Genomic DNA, 19,067 nt, shown 5'->3' with positions numbered 1-19,067 from the left:
ACCCGGCGGGCCCGCACAACCATCGACGGGATCCGCGTGTCGTGCATAGCGTCCGACTGTGGGCACAATTGGCTTGGCTGTTGGATCTGACGCAACGGATGGGGAGGCAGGAACGACGGTGGCGGAACGTAGCACGGCTGCCGTCGACGTGGCCGACAACAGCGGTGACGACCCGCTGACCGCCAAGGCGGACACGGCCGCGACCGACGGGGTGGCGGAAGACCAGAAGGTGGCGGGCAAGACCGCCGAGGCCATGGAGAACAAGGCGGTCGAACGACAGAGCGGCGAACAGCCCTCGATCACGGCACCCGAGCTGCACAGCGGCCACAAACTGGCCAGACGCTACCGGCTCGAGGAATGCGTCACCCGTCTGGACGGCTTCAGCAGTTGGCGCGCCGTCGACGAGAAGCTGCGCCGCGCGGTCGGGGTCCACCTGCTGCCGGCCGACCACCCCCGGGCCCGGTCGGTCCTCGCCGCAGCCCGGTCCTCGGCGCTCCTCGGCGATCCCCGGTTCGTCCAGGTCCTCGACGCCGTCGAGGAGAACGACCTCGTGTACGTGGTGCACGAGTGGCTGCCGGACTCCACCGAGCTGACCGCGCTGCTCGCGGCCGGCCCGCTGGAGCCCCACGACGCCTACCAGCTCGTCACCCAGGTCTCCCAGGCCATGGCAGCCGCCCACCGCGAGGGCCTCGCGCACCTCCGGCTGACCCCGAGCGCCGTCCTGCGGAGCTCCACGGGGCAGTACCGGATCCGCGGCCTGGCCGTGAACGCCGCCCTGCGCGGCATCACCGCCGAGCGTCCGCAGCGCAACGACACCGAGGCGATCGGAGCCCTGCTGTACGCCGCGCTGACCCAGCGCTGGCCGTACGACAGCGACGCCTACGGCCTCTCCGGCCTTCCCAAGGGCGTGGGGCTGCTGCCGCCGGACCAGGTCCGCGCCGGCGTCCACCGGGGCCTCTCCGAGATCGCCATGCGGGCCCTGGCGAACGACGGGGCCACCGCCTCGCGTCAGGAACCGCCCTGCACGACCCCGGACGAACTGGCCAAGGCTGTGGCGGCGATGCCCCGCGTCCGTCCGCCGGAGCCGGAGTTCATCGCCCCGCCCGAGTACCAGCACACCACCTACCAGCAGGGCACCTACGGACGTCCTCAGGCACGTCCCATGGTCACGCAGCCGCTCGTCATCCCCCCGCCGCCGCTCCAGAGCCGCACGGGCAAGGCGCTGAAGTGGGTCGTCTCGGCCCTGCTGATCGCCGCACTGGGCCTCGGCAGCTGGCAGATCGCCGACCAGCTCCTCAAGCCGGAGCCCAAGAAGGACACCCCCATAGTCCACCCCTCGGCCGACGAGAAGCCCGCGGCGCCGAAGCCGATCGCCATCGCGTCCGCCGACGACTTCGACCCGCCCCCCGGGGGCAACGGGGAGGAGTACCCCGAGTCCGTGGCGAACGCCTACGACGGGGACCCGAGCACCTTCTGGCACACCAAGAACTACACCACCGCGCAGTTCGGCAACCTGAAGACCGGCGTCGGCATCGTGCTGGACCTGGGCTCGGACCAGAAGGTCAGCTCGGTCGACCTGTCGTTCGTCGGGGACACGAAGGTGGAGGTCCGCACGGCACCCGCGGGCGCCTCCTCGGCACCGTCCACGGCCGAAGGTTTCACCACCCAGGCATCGGACAGGGGCAGCGACGTGAAGTTGAAGCTCACCAAGCAGGTCACGACCCGCTACGTTCTGGTCTGGTTGACGGAGCTGCCCCTCACCGACGGTGAGTTCCGCGGCCAGCTGACCGAAGTCAAGGTCATGGGCTGACGACCAGGGGAGGGGGCTCACCGTTGGACCGACCGATGGACGACGCCACGGACGACCAGGAACTTCTGGCCCGCCATGTCGCCGGAGACCCGGACGCCTTCGGTGAGCTGGTGCGGCGTCACCGTGACCGGCTCTGGGCGGTGGCCCTGCGGACCCTGGGGGACCGCGAGGAAGCCGCTGACGCGGTCCAGGACGCGCTGATCTCCGCCTTCCGGGCCGCCCACACCTTCCGCGGCCAGTCGGCCGTCACGACCTGGCTCCACCGCATCACCGTGAACGCCTGCCTCGACCGGGTACGCAAGGCCGCTTCCCGCAAGACCTCGCCCGTCGACGACACCGACCGCTTCGAGCAGCTCCTCGACCCGCACGAATCGGCCGAGGCACCGGTGGAGCGCCACGATCTCCACCGTCAGGTGCTCGGCGCCCTCGCGGCGATCCCCGAGGACCAGCGCGCCGCGCTGGTCCTCGTCGACATGCAGGGATACCCGGTCGCCGAGGCAGCCCGTATCCTCGGCGTTCCCACCGGGACCGTGAAGAGCCGGTGCGCGCGCGGGCGGGCACGCCTCCTTCCGCTGGTCACTCATCTGCGCGCCGACACCGTGGGTAACGAGACCGCCGAAGGGGGAAGGAACCGGACGCCGGGGACATCCGTCCCACCGGTGGTGCCGGGACCGACGGAGACCGGACCGACAGATCCAGCTGCTGTGAAGGGCGGAGGTGGGCGCACGTGACTTCCACGGCCGACAGGGCCGACACCACACAGCACCCGGACGTCTCGGAGATCTCCGACCTGACCGAGGGGCTGCTGTCACCCACCCGCTCGGCGGCCGTACGACGGCACCTGGACGGCTGTCCCCTCTGTGCCGACGTGCGGTCCTCCCTCGACGAGATCCGGGGCCTGCTCGGTACCTTGCCGGGCCCGCCGCGGATGCCCGCCGAGATCGCGGGGCGGATCGACGCCGCTCTGGCCGCGGAGGCCCTCCTCAACGCCACTTCCCCACAGAGCGACACCCCCGTTTCACGTGAAACATCGCGCCCCTCCGACGGGACCGCAGCTTCGTCACCGGCGACGGACCGCCCTGCCGGACACCCCCGCGCCGGCACGGGTCCCGGCCGCCCCCGTGCGCGCCGACGTCGCCGCATCGCGCTGCTCTCCTCGATCGGCGCCGCGTTCGCAGCCGCGGTCCTCGGTACGAGCCTGTACGTGACCCAGACCGGCAACGTGACCGCCGGCCGTGCCGACAGCAGCACCAAGAAGGCCGAAGCGCTCGCGAGCGCCCCCCTCAGTCCGTTCTCCGGCGCTCCCGTCGAGGAGCGCGTCGACGCCCTCCTGAACGAGAGCCGCTCGCCCAAGACACCCCAGGGGGTCGGGCCCGAATCGATGTCCGCAGAGACCGACGGCACCACCTCCCGGCGCAACGGAGGGACCGACGTCCCCGCCTGCGTCCTGGCCGGTACCGGCCGGACCGACGGGGTGCTGGGCCACGAGCGGGGCGAATACCAGGGGACGCCCGCCTACCTGCTCGTCCTGTCGGATCCGGCGGACAGCAGCCGGGTCCAGGCCTACGTCCTCGACGCCTCCTGCGCCGACCGGCCCGCGAAGACCGGAGGCCCGGCCGCCGACCTCCTGGTGAGCCAGACGTATCCCCGCTCCTGACCTCGCTCTTCGTCCGGCTGCGGTGCCGCGCGGCGGTCTCGGGAATGTACGCCCCTTAGGATCCGTTGGGTGGGGTGAGAGCGACCGAGACAACCGCCCCCGTAGGCAGTGGCAAGTCTGCAGAGACGAGGAAGAAACCCGTGAGCGACGTCCGTAATGTGATCATCATCGGCTCCGGTCCCGCGGGGTACACCGCTGCGCTCTACACGGCCCGAGCGGCCCTCAAGCCCCTGGTCTTCGAGGGAGCCGTCACCGCCGGTGGCGCCCTGATGAACACGACCGAGGTCGAGAACTTCCCCGGCTTCCGTGACGGCATCATGGGCCCGGACCTCATGGACAACATGCGCGCCCAGGCCGAGCGCTTCGGCGCCGAGCTGGTCCCGGACGATGTCATCGCCGTCGACCTGACCGGTGAGATCAAGACGGTCACCGACACCGCCGGCACCGTGCACCGCGCCAAGGCCGTGATCGTCACCACCGGTTCCCAGCACCGCAAGCTCGGCCTCCCGAACGAGGACGCGCTCTCCGGTCGCGGAGTCTCCTGGTGCGCCACCTGCGACGGGTTCTTCTTCAAGGACCAGGACATCGCCGTGGTCGGCGGCGGCGACACCGCGATCGAGGAGGCGACCTTCCTCTCGCGCTTCGCCAAGTCCGTCACGATCGTCCACCGCCGCGACGCCCTGCGCGCCTCCAAGGCCATGCAGGACCGCGCCTTCGCCGACCCGAAGATCTCCTTCGCCTGGGACAGCGAGGTCACCGAGATCCACGGTGAGCAGAAGCTCAGCGGCCTGACCCTGCGCGACACCAAGACCGGTGCGACGCGCGAGCTCGCCGTCACGGGCCTCTTCATCGCCGTGGGCCACGACCCGCGCACCGAGCTCTTCAAGGGCCAGCTGGACCTGGACGAGGAGGGCTACCTCAAGGTCGCCGCCCCCTCGACGCGCACCAACCTCACGGGCGTCTTCGGCGCCGGCGATGTCGTCGACCACACCTACCGTCAGGCCATCACGGCCGCCGGCACCGGCTGCTCCGCCGCGCTGGACGCCGAGCGCTTCCTGGCCGCCCTCGCCGACAGCGAGAAGCTGGCCGAGACCCCCGCGGTCTGACCCCCCGTCTCTCTCCACCACACCCCGCGAATGAAGGAGGCCGCCGTGGCCGGCGCCCTGAAGAACGTGACCGACGCAGACTTCGATGACGTTGTCCTCAAGAGCGACAAGCCCGTCCTCGTGGACTTCTGGGCCGCCTGGTGCGGTCCGTGCCGCCAGATCGCCCCGTCGCTGGAGGCCATCGCCGCCGAGCACGGCGAGATCGAGGTCGTGAAGCTCAACATCGACGAGAACCCGGCCACGGCTGCCAAGTACGGCGTCATGTCGATCCCGACGCTCAACGTCTACCAGGGCGGCGAGGTCGTCAAGACCATCGTCGGCGCCAAGCCGAAGGCCGCGATCCTGCGCGACCTGGAGCCCTTCACCGCCTGACGCACGTCGTATGTTTCACGTGAAACAGAAACGGCCCGTCCCCGACAGGGGGCGGGCCGTTCTCGTGCACCGGAGCTAGAGAGTGTGACGACACGCCCTAGAGGGGCCGCAGCGCGGGCTCCTTCTGCACGGCGCCGAGCAGGCGGTCCAGGGCCATCTCGACGTCCTCCTTCCAGGAGAGCGTCGTCCTCAGGTCCAGTCTCAGCCGGGGGAACGCGTGATGCGGGCGGACCGTCTTGAAGCCCACCGCGAGAAGGTGCTCGGCCGGCAGCACACAGGCCGGCTCCTTCCACCGGGCGTCCCCGAACGCCTCTATCGCCTTGAAGCCCCGCCTCATCACGTCCTTGGCGACGGTCTGCACCACCACACGCCCCAGCCCCTGGCCCTGATAGCCGGGCATGATCCACGCCGTCATCAGTTGGACGGCGTCCGCCGCCACGGGACTCGTCGGGAAAGCCGTCGAGCGCGGGACATAGGCCGGGGGAGCGTAGAGGACGTAACCGACCGGCACCTCGTCGACATAGACCACGCGGCCGCAGGAGCCCCACTCCAGGAGAACGGCCGAGATCCAGGCCTCCTTCTCCACTTCCGGGCGCCCCGCTTTCACCGCCGCCTCACCGCTGACCGGGTCGAGCTCCCAGAAGACACAGGAGCGACACCGCTTGGGGAGATCCGGAAGGTTGTCCAGGGTGAGCGGTACGAGCCGACGCCCCACGACTGCTCCTCGTTTCCCTCGCCATCGCGCACGGATACGCCTCTCGGAATCGTATCGATCGGGCGATCGGGGCGATACCGCTCATAGGCAAAGGGCGGGCCGTGTTCCGATGAAGATCGGAACACGGCCCGCCCTGAGCGGCCTCGGCGAGCGGTGAGGAGGTCAGCCCTCGGCGTTCTTCTGGTCCATGACCCGACCCTCGCCGGGAGCCAGGGTCGAGAGGATCCGCTCCAGGTCGTCCATCGAGGCGAACTCGACGACGATCTTGCCCTTCTTCTGCCCCAGGTCGACCTTCACTCGCGTCTCGAAGCGGTCCGAGAGACGGGAAGCGAGGTCCGTCAGCGCGGGCGAGACCCGGGCACCGGCACGCGGCCCCTTCGGCTTGACCGCGGACGCGGGCTCCTCGGAGCCCATGAGGCTCACGATCTCCTCGACGCTGCGGACCGACAGGCCCTCGGAGACGATCCGGTACGCCAGCTTGTCCTGGGCCTCCGGGTCCTCCACACCGAGCAGGGCCCGCGCGTGGCCGGCCGAGAGCACCCCGGCGGCGACCCGGCGCTGGACCGGCGACGAGAGACGCAGCAGGCGCAGCGTGTTGGAGATCTGCGGACGGGAACGCCCGATCCGCTCCGCGAGCTGGTCGTGCGTGCAGCCGAAGTCCTTGAGCAGCTGCTCGTAGGCGTGGGCCTCTTCGATCGCGTTCAGCTGAGCCCGGTGGAGGTTCTCCAGGAGTGCGTCCAGGAGCATCTTCTCGTCGTCGGTGTCCCGGACGATCGCCGGAATCCGCTCCAGACCCGCCGTCGTCGACGCCCGCAGACGACGCTCACCCATGACGAGCTCGTAGCGGTCGGCCTCGACCTTGCGGACGACCACGGGCTGGAGCAGGCCGACCTCCTTGATGGAGGTGACAAGCTCGGCCAGCGCATCCTCGTCGAAGACCTCACGGGGCTGATGCCGGTTGGGAACGATGGCATCGATCGGAAGCTCGGTGAAGTAGGCACCGGCAGGAGGCTCCGGCAGGGCCACGGGCTCGGGCTCATTCCACGCCGGCGACGACTCGGGAGCCTGTGGGCTCTGCGGCAGCGTCGCCAGCTTCGCGGCGGCCACCCCGCGCTCCACCTGTCGCTCCTGGGGAGCAGCGGGAATCAGCGCACCGAGCCCACGCCCCAATCCCCTACGTCGCTCGCTCACTGGATCCCCTCCGACATGCTGCGCTGGTTGTTCTGGTGCCCTGCATGGGCGTGCTGCGGGTCGTACTGCACGGCAACCCCCCGCAGGGCGATCTCTCGGGCCGCTTCGAGGTACGACAGGGCGCCGCTGGAGCCCGGGTCGTAGGTGAGGACCGTCTGTCCGTAGCTCGGTGCCTCCGAGATGCGGACGGACCTCGGAATGCTGGTCCGCAGCACCTCCTCGGCGAAGTGGCTGCGCACCTCGTCGGCGACCTGCGAGGCGAGCCTCGTCCTGCCGTCGTACATGGTGAGCAGGATCGTCGAGACGTGGAGCCCCGGGTTGAGGTGCCCTCGGACCAGGTCGACGTTCCGGAGGAGCTGTCCCAGGCCTTCCAGCGCGTAGTACTCGCACTGGATCGGGATCAGCACCTCGGCGCCGGCCACCATGGCGTTGACCGTGAGGAGGCCGAGCGAGGGCGGGCAGTCGATCAGGATGTAGTCCAGCGGCTGCTCATAGGCCTGGATCGCCCGCTGGAGGCGGCTCTCGCGCGCCACCAGCGACACCAGCTCGATCTCCGCACCGGCGAGGTCGATGGTGGCGGGGGCGCAGAAGAGCCCCTCGACGTCCATGACCGGCTGCACCACGTCGGACAGCGGCTTGCTGTCCACCAGGACGTCGTAGATCGAGGGGACCTCGGCGTGGTGGTCGATGCCGAGCGCCGTCGAGGCGTTGCCCTGCGGGTCCAGGTCGATGACGAGGACCCGGGCACCGTGCAGGGCCAGGGACGCGGCAAGGTTGACCGTCGTGGTCGTTTTGCCCACGCCGCCTTTCTGATTGGCGACGACCATCACGCGGGTCTGTGCCGGGCGGGGAAGTCCCTCACCTGCACGACCCAGCGCCTCTACTGCCAGCTGGGCAGCACGACCGATGGGGGTGTCGTCCATCGGGGGCGGTGTTTCACGTGAAACATCCTCCCCCGCCGATTCGGTTCGGGGACCGGGGACCGGATCGGTCATCGGTCCCGCGATGTTGGCGTCGGACCGCAAGGATTCACTCTCCTCGGCTTCAGGCTCGCGATGAGCAGAGCCTGCCATGCTTTCGGGGTCGCGAACCAGCGAGGTCGGTGGTTCTGTGGGTGAATCCACCTCTGTGGACAGCTCCGTAACCCTCACGGGTGGCTTCACACGGGGTCTACGGTCCCTGGGCGTGGCAGCCGCGCGACCGCGGCTGATGATCCCCTGCAGCAGTGAGCGACGTTTCACGTGAAACACCATGCCCCCGCCACCCGGCCGGGACCGGTCGACACTCCGAAATGGGACGAATGCGACGCTCAGCGGCGTCGGCGGGTCTTGCTCGTCCGGGCCGCCTTGGCGCGCTTGGCAGCGAACCGCACGCCACCGGGGCTCTCTCCGACCTCCACCCGGACGACCGTCGACATCGGGTCGACGACGCCCTCACCGACCTGAAGGACCTGGGTCCCCACCACACCGAGCTTGGAGAGCGCGGCGCGAGCACCGTCGATCTCCTCCTGGGCGGTGTCGCCCTTGAGCGCCAGCATCTCTCCGTACGGGCGCAGCAGGGGAACGCCCCAGCCGGCCAGCCGGTCGAGCGGCGCCACGGCGCGGGCGGTCACCACGTGCACGGGCGTGATCTTGTCGAGCATCTCCTCCGCGCGCCCCCGGACCACGGTCACGTGGTCCAGGCCCAGCAGCTCGACGACCTCCTGGAGGAAGTTCGTCCTGCGCAGGAGCGGCTCAAGGAGCGTGATCTTGAGGTCGGGCCGGACCAGGGCCAGGGGGATGCCGGGCAGACCGGCGCCCGAGCCCACGTCGCAGACGGTGACGCCCTCGGGGACGACCTCCGAGAGGACGGCGCAGTTCAGCAGGTGGCGTTCCCAGAGACGAGGGACCTCGCGCGGGCCGATCAGCCCCCGCTTCACACCCGCGTCCGCGAGGAGCTCCGCGTACCGCACGGCCTCCGGGAAGTACTCACCGAAGACTGTCCGCGCCTGCTCCGGCGCCTCGGGGAGCTCCGCTGCCTCCGTCACGGGAACCGTCCTTCCGTACCGCACGCCCGGCGTGCGAGCGCGCTGTGGTGGCTGACTATCAAGGCTGACAAAGATCGGCCCCGCCTGCGAACAGACGGGGCCGACACTACGTGAGGGGTCAGGCCGGGAGCACGACGACGAAGCGCTGCGGCTCCTCGCCCTCGGACTCGCTGCGCAGACCGGCGGCGGCGATCGCGTCGTGCACGACCTTGCGCTCGAACGGCGTCATCGGGTCCAGCTTGACCGGCTCGCCCGAGGCCTTCACCTCGGCCGCGGCCTTGGCACCCAGCTCGGCCAGCTCGGCACGCTTCTTGGCCCGGAAGCCGCCGATGTCGAGCATCAGACGGCTGCGGTCACCGGTCTCGCGGTGCACGGCGAGTCGGGTCAGCTCCTGGAGCGCCTCCAGGACCTCACCGTCGCGACCCACGAGCTTCTGGAGGTCGCGGCTGCTGGAGTCGCTGATGATCGAGACCGCGGCCCGGTCCGCCTCGACGTCCATGTCGATGTCGCCGTCCAGGTCGGCGATGTCGAGCAGGCCCTCGAGGTAGTCGGCCGCGATCTCACCCTCCTGCTCCAGGCGGGTCAGGGTGTCGCCACCCTCGGCGGCGGCGGAGGTGGTGCCTTCCGTCACGGATGACTCCTTCTAGCTTCTGGGAGGGCTTACTTCTTGGAGGACGGGTGCTTGGGCCGCTGCTGGCCCTTGCGCTGACCCTGACCGGACTTGCCCTGGCGGGAACCGCCGGAGTTGGCTCGGCTCGGACGCTGGGGCTTGTCGGCCGGCGTCGCGTCCTCGGCCTCGGTGGTGGCCGGGGCCTGGGGCTTCTTCTCGAGCGAGGGGGTCGCCGCTTCGGCTGCCGGCTCGTCGCCGTCCTCGGTGTCCTTCGCCAGGGGGTGCTGAGCACCGGAGGCCTGGCGCTGGGCCTTGGTCTGGCGCTTGGGCTGCTGACGCCTGGCGGCGGCACCGCCCTCGGCCTCGGCCACGAGCGTGTCGCCCTTGATCACGGTGCCGTCGGCCTGGGCGGCGAAGCCGGCCTTGGAGAGGCCCACGAAGAAGCGGCGCTCGTTCTCGTTGCGGTCGCTGCCCTTGGCGACGATCACCTTGACGACGTTCTTCCGGCGGCGGCCGCGGACCTCACCGTGCTGCGTGACGCTCTTCAGCAGGCGCTGCAGGTAGGAGTCCTGCGCCTTGCTGCCCGGGGTCGGGTTCTGGTTGATCACGTACATCTGCTGGCCCATGGTCCACACGTTGGTGGTCAGCCAGTAGACGAGGACACCGACGGGGAAGTTGATGCCCATGACGGCGAAGATCACCGGGAAGATGTACATCAGCATCTTCTGCTGCTGCATGTACGGGGTCTTCACCGAGAGGTCGACGTTCTTCATCATCAGCTGGCGCTGGGTGAAGAACTGCGAGGCCGACATCATGATGATCATGACCGCGGTGACGATGCGGACATCGGTCAGCGAGGCGTTGAGCGCGGCGACCTCGGCGGCGGAGTTCGTGAACTTCGCGGCGAGCGGAGCGCCGAAGATGTGCGCCTGACGGGCGCTCTCGAGCAGCGGCTCGTCGATGACGCCGATCGTCTTGCCCGAGGCGATCGCGGAGAGCACGTGGTAGAGGGCGAAGAAGAAGGGCGACTGCGCCAGGATGGGAAGGCACGAGGAGAGCGGGTTGGTACCCGTCTCCTTGTACAGCTTCATCATCTCTTCGGACTGACGCTGCTTGTCGCTCTTGTAGCGCTCCTGGATCGCCTTCATCTTCGGCTGGAGCGCCTGCATGTTCCGCGTCGACTTGATCTGCTTGACGAACAGCGGAATCAGACAGATACGGATCAGCACCACGAGGGACACGATGGACAGGCCCCAGGCCCAGCCCGTGTCGGGGCCGAAGACCGCCCCGTACACCTTGTGGAACTGGACGATGACCCAGGAAACGGGCCAGGTGATGAAGCTGAACAGACTGGCAATCGTGTCCACTAATCAGGCTCCTTGAGCATTGGGCGAGGTCTCGGCGGCCGGGCTCGTCTCGGCGGGGGACCCGCCCTTGTCGCCGCGCAGCGCGTTCCGCAGCATCTCGTGCCAGCGGGGCCGCTTGCGCGCGGGGACGTGATCCACACCGCCGGGCGACCACGGGTTGCACCGCAGGATGCGCCAGGCGGTCAGGGCCGTGCCCTTGATCGCGCCATGCCGGTCGATGGCCGTGAATCCGTAGTGGGAACACGACGGGTAGTACCGGCAGACGGGGCCCAGGAGAGGGCTGATCGTCCACTGGTACAGCTTGATGAGAGCCAGCAGCGGGTACTTCATCGCGTGCCCCCTCCCAGCAGCCGCTGGAGAGCGGCGTCCAGGTCTCGGGCCAGCTGTGCGTGGTCGGCGTCGCCGGCTCCGGGCAACGCCCGTACGACCACCAGGCTACCGGGGGGCAGCTCGGTGAGGCGGTCGCGTACGAGATGGCGCAGGCGACGCTTGACCTGGTTGCGTACGACCGCACCACCCACGGCTTTGCTCACGACGAAACCCGCACGCGTCGGGGGAGCGCTCTCCCCAGGCGCGTGCGGGTTCGTTGCACCGCTGCGTAGGTGGACGACGAGGAGCGGGCGACCGGCCCGGCGACCTCGGCGTACCGCGGTTGCGAAGTCCTCGCGCCGCCTCAGCCGATTCTCGGTAGGCAGCACGTCATGACCTGTTAAGCAGATCAGGCGGACAGCTCAGAGCGACCCTTGGAACGGCGGTTCGCAAGGATGGCTCGGCCGGCGCGCGTGCGCATGCGCAGGCGGAAGCCGTGGGTCTTCGCGCGACGACGGTTGTTCGGCTGGAAGGTGCGCTTGCTCACTCGGGGGCTCCAGAAATGATTCGTAGATGGCGGGACATCGCCTGGCTGTCACCGTGCGCCCACGAGTAGCTCGCAATACGCCCGAGTGCACCGCTTCACGATCACTGACCGTGATCTTTGCCCATCGGAGGCAGGCGGCAGCAGCCATCGACAACTCGACCTGGTTACGGTACGCGCGGCTACGCCATCCGGTCAAACCGACCTGTCGCCACCCCCCATTGTGCACAGGCTGTGGACAACAACTTGAACCACGTCATCCGGCCCGACTACCGTGGACGGTCTCCACATTCTTTTGCCGTTCTGTCCTCACCTGTCCTCACCGGACCCGTCCTCACGGACTTCGACCCACCGTCCCCGAGAACCACACCATCGTGGGACCTGCGAGAAAGCGTGCCCTGTGGCTGACGTACCAGCTGATCTTGCCGCAGTGTGGCCACGCGTCCTCGAGCAGTTGCTCGCCGAGGGCCAGCAGGGGATCGAGCCGAAGGACAAGCAGTGGATCGAGCGGTGCCAGCCGCTCGCCCTGGTCGCGGACACGGCCCTGCTCGCCGTCCCCAACGAATGGGGCAAGCGGGTCCTGGAGGGCCGGCTGGCCCCGCTGATCAGCGAGACCCTCAGCCGTGAGTGCGGCCGGCCGATCCGGATCGCGATCACCGTCGACGACTCCGTCGGCGAGCCGACGCCGCCGGCGCCGCCGGCGCCCCCGGTGCAGCAGTCGCACCAGTCGCAGCAGCACCGGTACGACGAGCGCCCGCAGCCCGAGCCGTACGAGAAGTACGACGGCTACGGCCACCGGCCGCTGCCCGACGACGGCCTGCCCACCGCGCGCCCGGCCTATCCGGACTACCAGCAGCCGCAGCGGCCCGATCCCGGCGCCTGGCCGCGCACCCAGGAGGACCTCTCCTGGCAGCAGCCGAGGCTCGGCGGCTACCAGGAGCGCGCCCCTTATACGGGCCCGGAGCAGTCCCGGCAGACCCGGTACGACGAGCCCGCCCGCGGCTACGAGCAGCAGCGGCCGGAGCGCGCCGAGCTGCCCGACCCCCAGAACCACGGCCCGCGTCCGGGGCCCCGCCCCGGCGGTCCGGTCCCCGGACCGGGCGGAGTGCCGGGCGGCGGTCACGGCTCCTCGTCCGCCGGGCACGGCGCCGGCGCCCCGGGCGAGCAGCACGCCCGGCTGAACCCCAAGTACCTCTTCGACACCTTCGTCATCGGTTCCTCGAACCGGTTCGCGCACGCTGCGGCCGTCGCGGTCGCCGAGGCGCCGGCGAAGGCGTACAACCCCCTCTTCATCTACGGGGAGTCGGGCCTCGGCAAGACCCACCTGCTGCACGCGATCGGGCACTACGCGCGGAGCCTCTACCCGGGCACGCGCGTGCGGTACGTGAGCTCCGAGGAGTTCACCAACGAGTTCATCAACTCGATCCGCGACGGCAAGGGCGACACCTTCCGCAAGCGCTACCGCGACGTGGACATCCTGCTCGTCGACGACATCCAGTTCCTCGCGAGCAAGGAGTCGACGCAGGAGGAGTTCTTCCACACCTTCAACACCCTGCACAACGCCAACAAGCAGATCGTGCTGTCCTCGGACCGGCCGCCCAAGCAGCTGGTCACCCTGGAGGACCGCCTCCGCAACCGCTTCGAGTGGGGTCTGACGACCGACGTGCAGCCGCCGGAGCTGGAGACGCGCATCGCGATCCTCCGCAAGAAGGCGGTGCAGGAGCAGCTCAACGCCCCGCCGGAGGTACTGGAGTTCATCGCCTCCCGGATCTCGCGGAACATCCGCGAGCTGGAGGGGGCGCTGATCCGGGTGACGGCCTTCGCGAGCCTCAACCGGCAGCCGGTGGACCTCGGGCTCACCGAGATCGTCCTCAAGGACCTGATCCCGGGTGGCGAGGACAGCTCGCCGGAGATCACCGCTCCCGCGATCATGGCGGCGACCGCCGACTACTTCGGTCTGACCGTGGAGGACCTCTGCGGATCCTCCCGCAGCCGTGTCCTGGTGACGGCCCGGCAGATCGCCATGTACCTGTGCCGTGAGCTCACCGACCTGTCGCTGCCGAAGATCGGCGCGCAGTTCGGCGGCCGCGACCACACGACGGTGATGCACGCGGACCGGAAGATCCGTGCCCTGATGGCGGAGCGGCGCTCCATCTACAACCAGGTCACCGAGCTCACGAACCGCATCAAGAACGGCTGACGCACGGGCCCGCCGCAGGGCCCTCCAGAGCCTCTCCGAAGGGCGCCCCGGGACACCTCCCGGGGCGCCCTTCGGCCTTCCCGCGGTGCTCCGGGACGCGGGAAACGGGCCGCCCTTCCCACGGGGAAACGGGCCGTACACCCCCGCGAAGAGGCCTCGCGCGCACCGCGAACGGGCCGCGCACCCCTCGCGAACGGGTGGGGAACAGGTGGGGGTCGCGCACCCGCTGTTCGATTACTCCGTTCCGGTGGCAGGTTCTCCACAGATTGGGGGATGATCTCCCGTCCACAGGGTGGGGACTGTCGAGTTATCCGGATCCTGTCCACAGGCAGGGCTGGTGACAGATCATCACCCCAGGTCAGCCCCTTGTGGAATTGTTGGCAAACGATCTCCACAGCCTGTGGATGAATCTTTCGTCCACAGGCGGGCCCGACGGTTGTCCACCGGCCACCCACAGGGGACGGTGGGTTGCCCACAGCTTCTCCACACCGCTGTCCACTGTTCGGCAACGAAACACCCCCGCTCACTGGCCCGAGTGAAAGCGGTCACACCAAGGGAGACGTTTGGGCTGTGGGGAACGCGGGAAAAGCTGGGGACAGCGCTGGGGAGAACTCCCCATGGCCTGTGTACCGGCTGTGCAGAACTTTCGGGTGTCCACAGAAACCCCTGGTTGTCCACGGGCTCCACCCACAGGGTCGGTGGACAAAAAACTTGGCCTGACCTGGGAAAACGACGTTATCCACGGTTTCCACAGGCCCTACTACTACTCCCACATAGAGTTAGCCCGGAATTCGCTTCGAAGTGGGACGTGTGGACAACTCGGCGCCGGAGCTCCGACGCGCTCTCGTCGCGACTTGACCCCGAGCAGCACCAGGTGTCGGTGGCGTACGTCAGACTGGTTCCCGCAGTCGACGAAGAGCCAGCAACAAGCAGGAGGCGGTTCCGGTGAAGATCCGGGTGGAGCGCGACGTACTTGCCGAGGCGGTGGCCTGGGTGGCCCGCAGCCTCCCGGCCCGTCCGCCGGCCCCCGTTCTCGCGGGCCTCCTGCTGAAGGCCGAGGACGGCGCCCTGAGCTTCTCGAGCTTCGACTACGAGGTCTCCGCCCGCGTCTCCGTCGAGGCCGAGGTGGAGGAGGACGGCACCGTCCTCGTCTCCGGCCGTCTGCTCGCCGACATCTGCCGCGCCCTCCCCAACCGTCCCGTGGAGATCTCCACAGACGGTGTACGGGCGACCGTGGTCTGCGGCTCCTCCCGCTTCACCCTCCACACCCTGCCCGTGGAGGAGTACCCGGCGCTGCCGGAGATGCCCACCGCGACCGGCACCGTGCCCGGTGAGGTCTTCGCCTCCGCCGCCGCGCAGGTCGCCATCGCCGCCGGCCGGGACGACACGCTGCCCGTCCTCACCGGTGTGCGCATCGAGATCGAGGGCGACACCGTCACCCTGGCCTCCACCGACCGCTACCGCTTCGCGGTCCGCGAGTTCCTGTGGAAGCCGGAGTCCCCGGATGCCTCCGCGGTCGCCCTGGTGCCCGCGAAGACCCTCCTGGACACCGCCAAGGCCCTCACCAGCGGCGACACCGTCACCCTCGCGCTCTCCGGCTCCGGCAAGGGCGAGGGCCTCATCGGCTTCGAGGGCGCGGGCCGCCGCACCACCACCCGCCTCCTGGAGGGCGACCTCCCGAAGTACCGGACGCTCTTCCCCACCGAGTTCAACTCGGTCGCGGTGATCGAGACGGCCCCCTTCGTCGAGGCCGTGAAGCGCGTGGCCCTGGTGGCCGAGCGCAACACTCCGGTCCGGCTGAGCTTCGAGCAGGGCGTGCTGATCCTGGAGGCCGGCTCCAGCGACGACGCACAGGCTGTGGAGAGGGTCGACGCGCAGCTGGACGGCGACGACATCTCGATCGCCTTCAACCCGACCTTCCTGCTCGACGGTCTGAGCGCGATCGACTCGCCGGTCGCCCAGCTCTCCTTCACGACCTCCACCAAGCCGGCGCTGCTGAGCGGCAAGCCCGCGCTCGACGCCGAGGCGGACGAGGCGTACAAGTACCTGATCATGCCGGTGCGCCTGTCCGGCTGAGGCCCGGTGGCCGTGCCCGGGCGTCCCGGGGGAAGCCCCCCGGGACGGTGCGGAAGGGCGGAGCGGCCGTCCGGCTGAGACCGTCGTCGGGGGCGTCGCCTGAGCGGCTGACCCCACAGGTGTGCACACGGGTCCGGGCGTAGGCTCGGACCCGGGTACACCGCACACGACGCTTAAGGAATCTCTGATGGAGCTCGGTCTCGTCGGTCTCGGCAAGATGGGCGGCAACATGCGTGAGCGCATCCGCCGCGCAGGCCACACCGTCATCGGATACGACCGCAACCCGGACCTCGCCGATGTCCACAGCCTGGAAGAGCTTGTGGGCAAGCTCAAGGGTCCGCGCGTCGTGTGGGTCATGGTTCCGGCCGGTGCCGCGACCCAGTCCACCATCGACGAGCTGGCCGACCTGCTCTCCCCCGGCGACATCGTCGTGGACGGCGGCAACTCGCGCTGGACCGACGACGAGAAGCACGCCGAGGAGCTCGCCGCCAAGGGCATCGGCTTCGTCGACTGCGGCGTCTCCGGCGGCGTCTGGGGCCTGGAGAACGGCTACGCGCTGATGTACGGCGGCTCCGCCGAGGACGTGGCGCGGGTCCAGCCGGTCTTCGACGCCCTCAAGCCCGAGGGCGAGTTCGGCTCGGTCCACGCGGGCAAGGTCGGCGCCGGCCACTTCGCGAAGATGGTCCACAACGGCATCGAGTACGCCATGATGCAGGCCTACGCCGAGGGCTGGGAGCTCCTGGAGAAGGTCGACTCCGTCACCGACGTGCGCGAGGTCTTCCGCTCCTGGCAGGAGGGCACGGTCATCCGTTCCTGGCTGCTCGACCTCGCGGTGAACGCGCTGGACGAGGACGAGCACCTGGACCAGCTGCGGGGCTACGCGTCGGACTCCGGCGAGGGCCGGTGGACGGTCGAGGCCGCCATCGACAACGCCGTCCCGCTGCCGGCGATCACCGCCTCGCTGTTCGCGCGGTTCGCCTCCCGTCAGGACGACTCCCCGCAGATGAAGATGATCGCCGCGCTGCGCAACCAGTTCGGTGGCCACGCGGTCGAGACGAAGAAGTAATCCACAGGCTGTGCACCCCGCGGTGCGCAGCCGCCGGGGGAAGAAGGTCGGCGCCCACCATGCACGTCACGCACCTGTCGCTGGCCGACTTCCGCTCCTACGCCCGGGTCGAGGTCCCGCTCGACCCGGGCGTCACCGCTTTCGTGGGCGCGAACGGCCAGGGCAAGACCAACCTGGTCGAGGCCGTCGGCTACCTCGCGACCCTCGGCAGCCACCGCGTCGCCTCCGACGCCCCGCTCGTCCGGATGGGGGCGGAGCGCGCGGTCGTCCGGGCCGCCGTCACCCAGGGCGAGCGCTCCCAGCTGATCGAGCTGGAGCTCAACCCGGGCCGCGCCAACCGGGCCCGCATCAACAGGTCCTCGCAGGTCAGACCGCGTGACATCCTCGGCATCGTCCGCACCGTGCTCTTCGCGCCCGAGGACCTGGCGCTGATCAAGGGCGATCCCGGCGAGCGCCGCCGCTTCCTCGACGAGCTGATCACGGCCCGTACTCCGCGCATGGCGGGCGTGCGCTCCGACTACGAGCGCGTGCTCAAGCAGCGCAACACCCTCCTGAAGTCCGCGGCGATGGCCCGGCGCCACGGCGGCCGCGGCATGGACCTGTCGACCCTGGACGTGTGGGACCAGCACCTGGCCAGGGCCGGCGCCGAACTGCTCGCCCAGCGCCTCGACCTCATCGGCGTCCTGCGACCGCTCGCCGACAAGGCGTACGAGCAGCTCGCCCCCGGCGGCGGACCCGTCCTGCTGGAGTACCGCCCCTCCGCACCGGGCACCGGGCACACCCGCGAGGAGCTGTACGAGCAGCTGATCGCCGCCCTCGCCGAGGTCCGCAAGCAGGAGATCGAGCGGGGCGTCACCCTCGTCGGACCCCACCGGGACGAGCTCCTCCTCAAGCTCGGCGACCTGCCCGCGAAGGGGTACGCCAGCCACGGCGAGTCCTGGTCGTACGCGCTGGCCCTGCGCCTGGCCTCGTACGACCTGCTGCGCGCCGAGGGCAACGAGCCGGTCCTCGTCCTCGACGACGTCTTCGCCGAACTGGACGCGCGGCGGCGCGAGCGGCTCGCTGAGCTGGTGGCGCCGGGCGAGCAGGTGCTCGTCACCGCGGCGGTGGACGACGACGTCCCGGGGGTGCTCGCGGGCACGCGGTACGCCGTGTCCGGAGGGACGGTGGAGCGGGTATGAGCGACGGATCCTCTCCCCAGCCTGTGGACAAGCCGGCCGCCCCCGAGGCCTCCGGCGTCGACCTCGCACGGGTCGCGCTGCGCGCCGCCAAGGAGCAGGCGAGGGCGCGGGGCGCGGCGGCGGCGCAGAAGAAGCAGGCCCGGCGCGGCGGCGGGCTGCGCTCCGGCGCGCGCGCCGACGGACGCGACCCGATGGCGCTGGGCGCCGCGATCAACCGGCTGATCACCGAGCGGGGCTGGGAGACCCCGGCGGCGGTCGGCGGGGTCATGGGCCGCTGGCCGCAGATCGTCGGCGAGGACCTGGCGAAGCACTGCGTACCGCTGAAGTTCGACGACGAGCCGGACGCGCGCGTGCTGACCGTGCAGTGCGACTCGACGGCCTGGGCGACGCAGCTGCGACTCCTCGCGCCGACGCTGGTCGCGCGGCTCAACGAGGACCTCGGGCACGGCACCGTGCGGATGATCAAGGTCCTGGGCCCGGGTGCGCCCCGGCGCGGATACGGGCCGCTGAGGGCGCCCGGAAGCGTGGGTCCCGGCGACACGTACGGCTAGAGCGCCGGGCGGAGCGGGGCGGTGGTGCGGGCCCGGGGCGGTGCGGTGCCGGGGCCCGGGGCGGCGCGGGTGCGACCGACGGTCGCCGTCCCGCGCGGGCCGGCCACCGGGGCACACGGCCGAGAGCGTCCCCCACACCGTGGCCGCCCCGCCCACCCGAGGAGGGCCCGCACATCCAGAACGGCCAGGACGGCCCGCGCCCCGTAACCCCTCTCGCACGGCGGAGCACGCGCGCGGGGTGTGCGCGAGCCTCCCGTACGCCGGAACCCGCGAGGCCGTCAGAGGC

The 19,067-nt window shown here is 70.1% G+C and carries 19 protein-coding genes; 10 read left to right on the top strand and 9 right to left on the bottom strand.

The features are described from left to right. Positions 1 to 118 precede the first annotated feature (118 nt). The 5 genes from ACFYXU_RS30465 (at position 119) to trxA (ending at position 4,945) form a co-directional block, all read left to right on the top strand. Positions 119 to 1,810 (top strand): protein kinase family protein, encoded by a 1,692-nt coding sequence (locus ACFYXU_RS30465; protein WP_389460907.1) that lies wholly within the window; start codon positions 119 to 121, stop codon positions 1,808 to 1,810. Between the two features lie 35 nt (positions 1,811 to 1,845). Further along, positions 1,846 to 2,541: an RNA polymerase sigma factor SigM gene (sigM, locus tag ACFYXU_RS30460; protein ID WP_376507503.1), complete on the top strand. Its 696-nt coding sequence runs from the start codon at positions 1,846 to 1,848 to the stop codon at positions 2,539 to 2,541. Then, positions 2,538 to 3,467, top strand: coding sequence for a zf-HC2 domain-containing protein (locus ACFYXU_RS30455; protein ID WP_389460905.1), 930 nt, complete (start codon positions 2,538 to 2,540; stop codon positions 3,465 to 3,467). The genes sigM and ACFYXU_RS30455 overlap by 4 nt, the downstream gene beginning before the upstream one ends. A gap of 140 nt (positions 3,468 to 3,607) precedes the next feature. Beyond that, the gene (gene trxB / locus ACFYXU_RS30450) at positions 3,608 to 4,573 is read left to right on the top strand and encodes a thioredoxin-disulfide reductase (RefSeq protein ID WP_376507501.1); all 966 of its coding nucleotides are present in this window, start codon (positions 3,608 to 3,610) and stop codon (positions 4,571 to 4,573) included. Positions 4,574 to 4,618: 45 nt separating this feature from the next. Further along, on the top strand, positions 4,619 to 4,945 hold the full coding sequence (trxA, locus tag ACFYXU_RS30445; protein ID WP_329855980.1) for a thioredoxin: 327 nt from the start codon (positions 4,619 to 4,621) through the stop codon (positions 4,943 to 4,945). Between the two features lie 97 nt (positions 4,946 to 5,042). Here the strand turns inward: trxA and ACFYXU_RS30440 are convergent, their stop codons facing one another. The 9 genes from ACFYXU_RS30440 to rpmH all read right to left on the bottom strand — a co-directional run bounded on the left by ACFYXU_RS30440 (position 5,043) and on the right by rpmH (position 11,710). Beyond that, positions 5,043 to 5,660: a GNAT family N-acetyltransferase gene (locus ACFYXU_RS30440; protein WP_329855978.1), complete on the bottom strand. Its 618-nt coding sequence runs from the start codon at positions 5,658 to 5,660 to the stop codon at positions 5,043 to 5,045. Between the two features lie 162 nt (positions 5,661 to 5,822). After that, positions 5,823 to 6,851 (bottom strand): ParB/RepB/Spo0J family partition protein, encoded by a 1,029-nt coding sequence (locus tag ACFYXU_RS30435; RefSeq protein WP_389407829.1) that lies wholly within the window; start codon positions 6,849 to 6,851, stop codon positions 5,823 to 5,825. Then, entirely contained in the window at positions 6,848 to 7,924 is a 1,077-nt protein-coding gene (locus ACFYXU_RS30430; protein WP_329855974.1) for a ParA family protein, read from the bottom strand. The genes ACFYXU_RS30435 and ACFYXU_RS30430 overlap by 4 nt, the downstream gene beginning before the upstream one ends. A gap of 236 nt (positions 7,925 to 8,160) precedes the next feature. After that, positions 8,161 to 8,877, bottom strand: a complete 717-nt coding sequence (rsmG, locus tag ACFYXU_RS30425) for a 16S rRNA (guanine(527)-N(7))-methyltransferase RsmG (RefSeq protein ID WP_376516732.1) — start codon at positions 8,875 to 8,877, stop codon at positions 8,161 to 8,163. Between the two features lie 118 nt (positions 8,878 to 8,995). Further along, positions 8,996 to 9,508 (bottom strand): R3H domain-containing nucleic acid-binding protein, encoded by a 513-nt coding sequence (locus tag ACFYXU_RS30420; protein ID WP_361406218.1) that lies wholly within the window; start codon positions 9,506 to 9,508, stop codon positions 8,996 to 8,998. A gap of 29 nt (positions 9,509 to 9,537) precedes the next feature. After that, positions 9,538 to 10,854, bottom strand: a complete 1,317-nt coding sequence (yidC, locus tag ACFYXU_RS30415) for a membrane protein insertase YidC (RefSeq protein WP_389407828.1) — start codon at positions 10,852 to 10,854, stop codon at positions 9,538 to 9,540. 3 nt (positions 10,855 to 10,857) lie between these two features. Next, positions 10,858 to 11,184, bottom strand: coding sequence for a membrane protein insertion efficiency factor YidD (gene yidD / locus ACFYXU_RS30410; protein ID WP_329855968.1), 327 nt, complete (start codon positions 11,182 to 11,184; stop codon positions 10,858 to 10,860). Continuing rightward, on the bottom strand, positions 11,181 to 11,552 hold the full coding sequence (rnpA, locus tag ACFYXU_RS30405; protein WP_361406212.1) for a ribonuclease P protein component: 372 nt from the start codon (positions 11,550 to 11,552) through the stop codon (positions 11,181 to 11,183). Before rnpA ends, yidD begins: the two co-directional genes overlap by 4 nt. A gap of 20 nt (positions 11,553 to 11,572) precedes the next feature. After that, positions 11,573 to 11,710 (bottom strand): 50S ribosomal protein L34, encoded by a 138-nt coding sequence (gene rpmH, locus ACFYXU_RS30400; protein WP_030205020.1) that lies wholly within the window; start codon positions 11,708 to 11,710, stop codon positions 11,573 to 11,575. Between the two features lie 397 nt (positions 11,711 to 12,107). Here rpmH and dnaA point away from each other — a divergent pair, with 397 nt between their 5' ends. The 5 genes from dnaA to ACFYXU_RS30375 all read left to right on the top strand — a co-directional run bounded on the left by dnaA (position 12,108) and on the right by ACFYXU_RS30375 (position 18,781). Beyond that, positions 12,108 to 13,907, top strand: a complete 1,800-nt coding sequence (gene dnaA / locus ACFYXU_RS30395; RefSeq protein ID WP_389460902.1) for a chromosomal replication initiator protein DnaA — start codon at positions 12,108 to 12,110, stop codon at positions 13,905 to 13,907. Between the two features lie 945 nt (positions 13,908 to 14,852). Next, the gene (gene dnaN / locus ACFYXU_RS30390) at positions 14,853 to 15,983 is read left to right on the top strand and encodes a DNA polymerase III subunit beta (protein WP_041130169.1); all 1,131 of its coding nucleotides are present in this window, start codon (positions 14,853 to 14,855) and stop codon (positions 15,981 to 15,983) included. A gap of 187 nt (positions 15,984 to 16,170) precedes the next feature. Beyond that, positions 16,171 to 17,049, top strand: a complete 879-nt coding sequence (gene gnd / locus ACFYXU_RS30385; protein ID WP_329855963.1) for a phosphogluconate dehydrogenase (NAD(+)-dependent, decarboxylating) — start codon at positions 16,171 to 16,173, stop codon at positions 17,047 to 17,049. A gap of 59 nt (positions 17,050 to 17,108) precedes the next feature. Then, complete coding sequence (recF, locus tag ACFYXU_RS30380; protein ID WP_329855962.1) at positions 17,109 to 18,230, top strand: DNA replication/repair protein RecF; 1,122 nt, start codon at positions 17,109 to 17,111, stop codon at positions 18,228 to 18,230. Continuing rightward, entirely contained in the window at positions 18,227 to 18,781 is a 555-nt protein-coding gene (locus ACFYXU_RS30375; protein ID WP_329855960.1) for a DciA family protein, read from the top strand. Before recF ends, ACFYXU_RS30375 begins: the two co-directional genes overlap by 4 nt. Positions 18,782 to 19,067: the final 286 nt, after the last annotated feature.

Origin of the sequence: Streptomyces sp. NPDC002232 (assembly GCF_042890295.1) — a bacterium.
Taxonomy (GTDB): domain Bacteria; phylum Actinomycetota; class Actinomycetes; order Streptomycetales; family Streptomycetaceae; genus Streptomyces.
This window is presented reverse-complemented; position numbering and strand designations above follow the sequence as displayed.

Coding starts and splice junctions, on each gene's coding strand:
- recF (WP_329855962.1), top strand. CDS start 17,109: ATGCACGTCACGCACCTGTCGCTGGCCGACTTCCGCTCCTACGCCCGG.
- ACFYXU_RS30375 (WP_329855960.1), top strand. CDS start 18,227: ATGAGCGACGGATCCTCTCCCCAGCCTGTGGACAAGCCGGCCGCCCCC.
- sigM (WP_376507503.1), top strand. CDS start 1,846: ATGGACGACGCCACGGACGACCAGGAACTTCTGGCCCGCCATGTCGCC.
- yidD (WP_329855968.1), bottom strand. CDS start 11,184: ATGAAGTACCCGCTGCTGGCTCTCATCAAGCTGTACCAGTGGACGATC.
- ACFYXU_RS30430 (WP_329855974.1), bottom strand. CDS start 7,924: ATGGCAGGCTCTGCTCATCGCGAGCCTGAAGCCGAGGAGAGTGAATCC.
- gnd (WP_329855963.1), top strand. CDS start 16,171: ATGGAGCTCGGTCTCGTCGGTCTCGGCAAGATGGGCGGCAACATGCGT.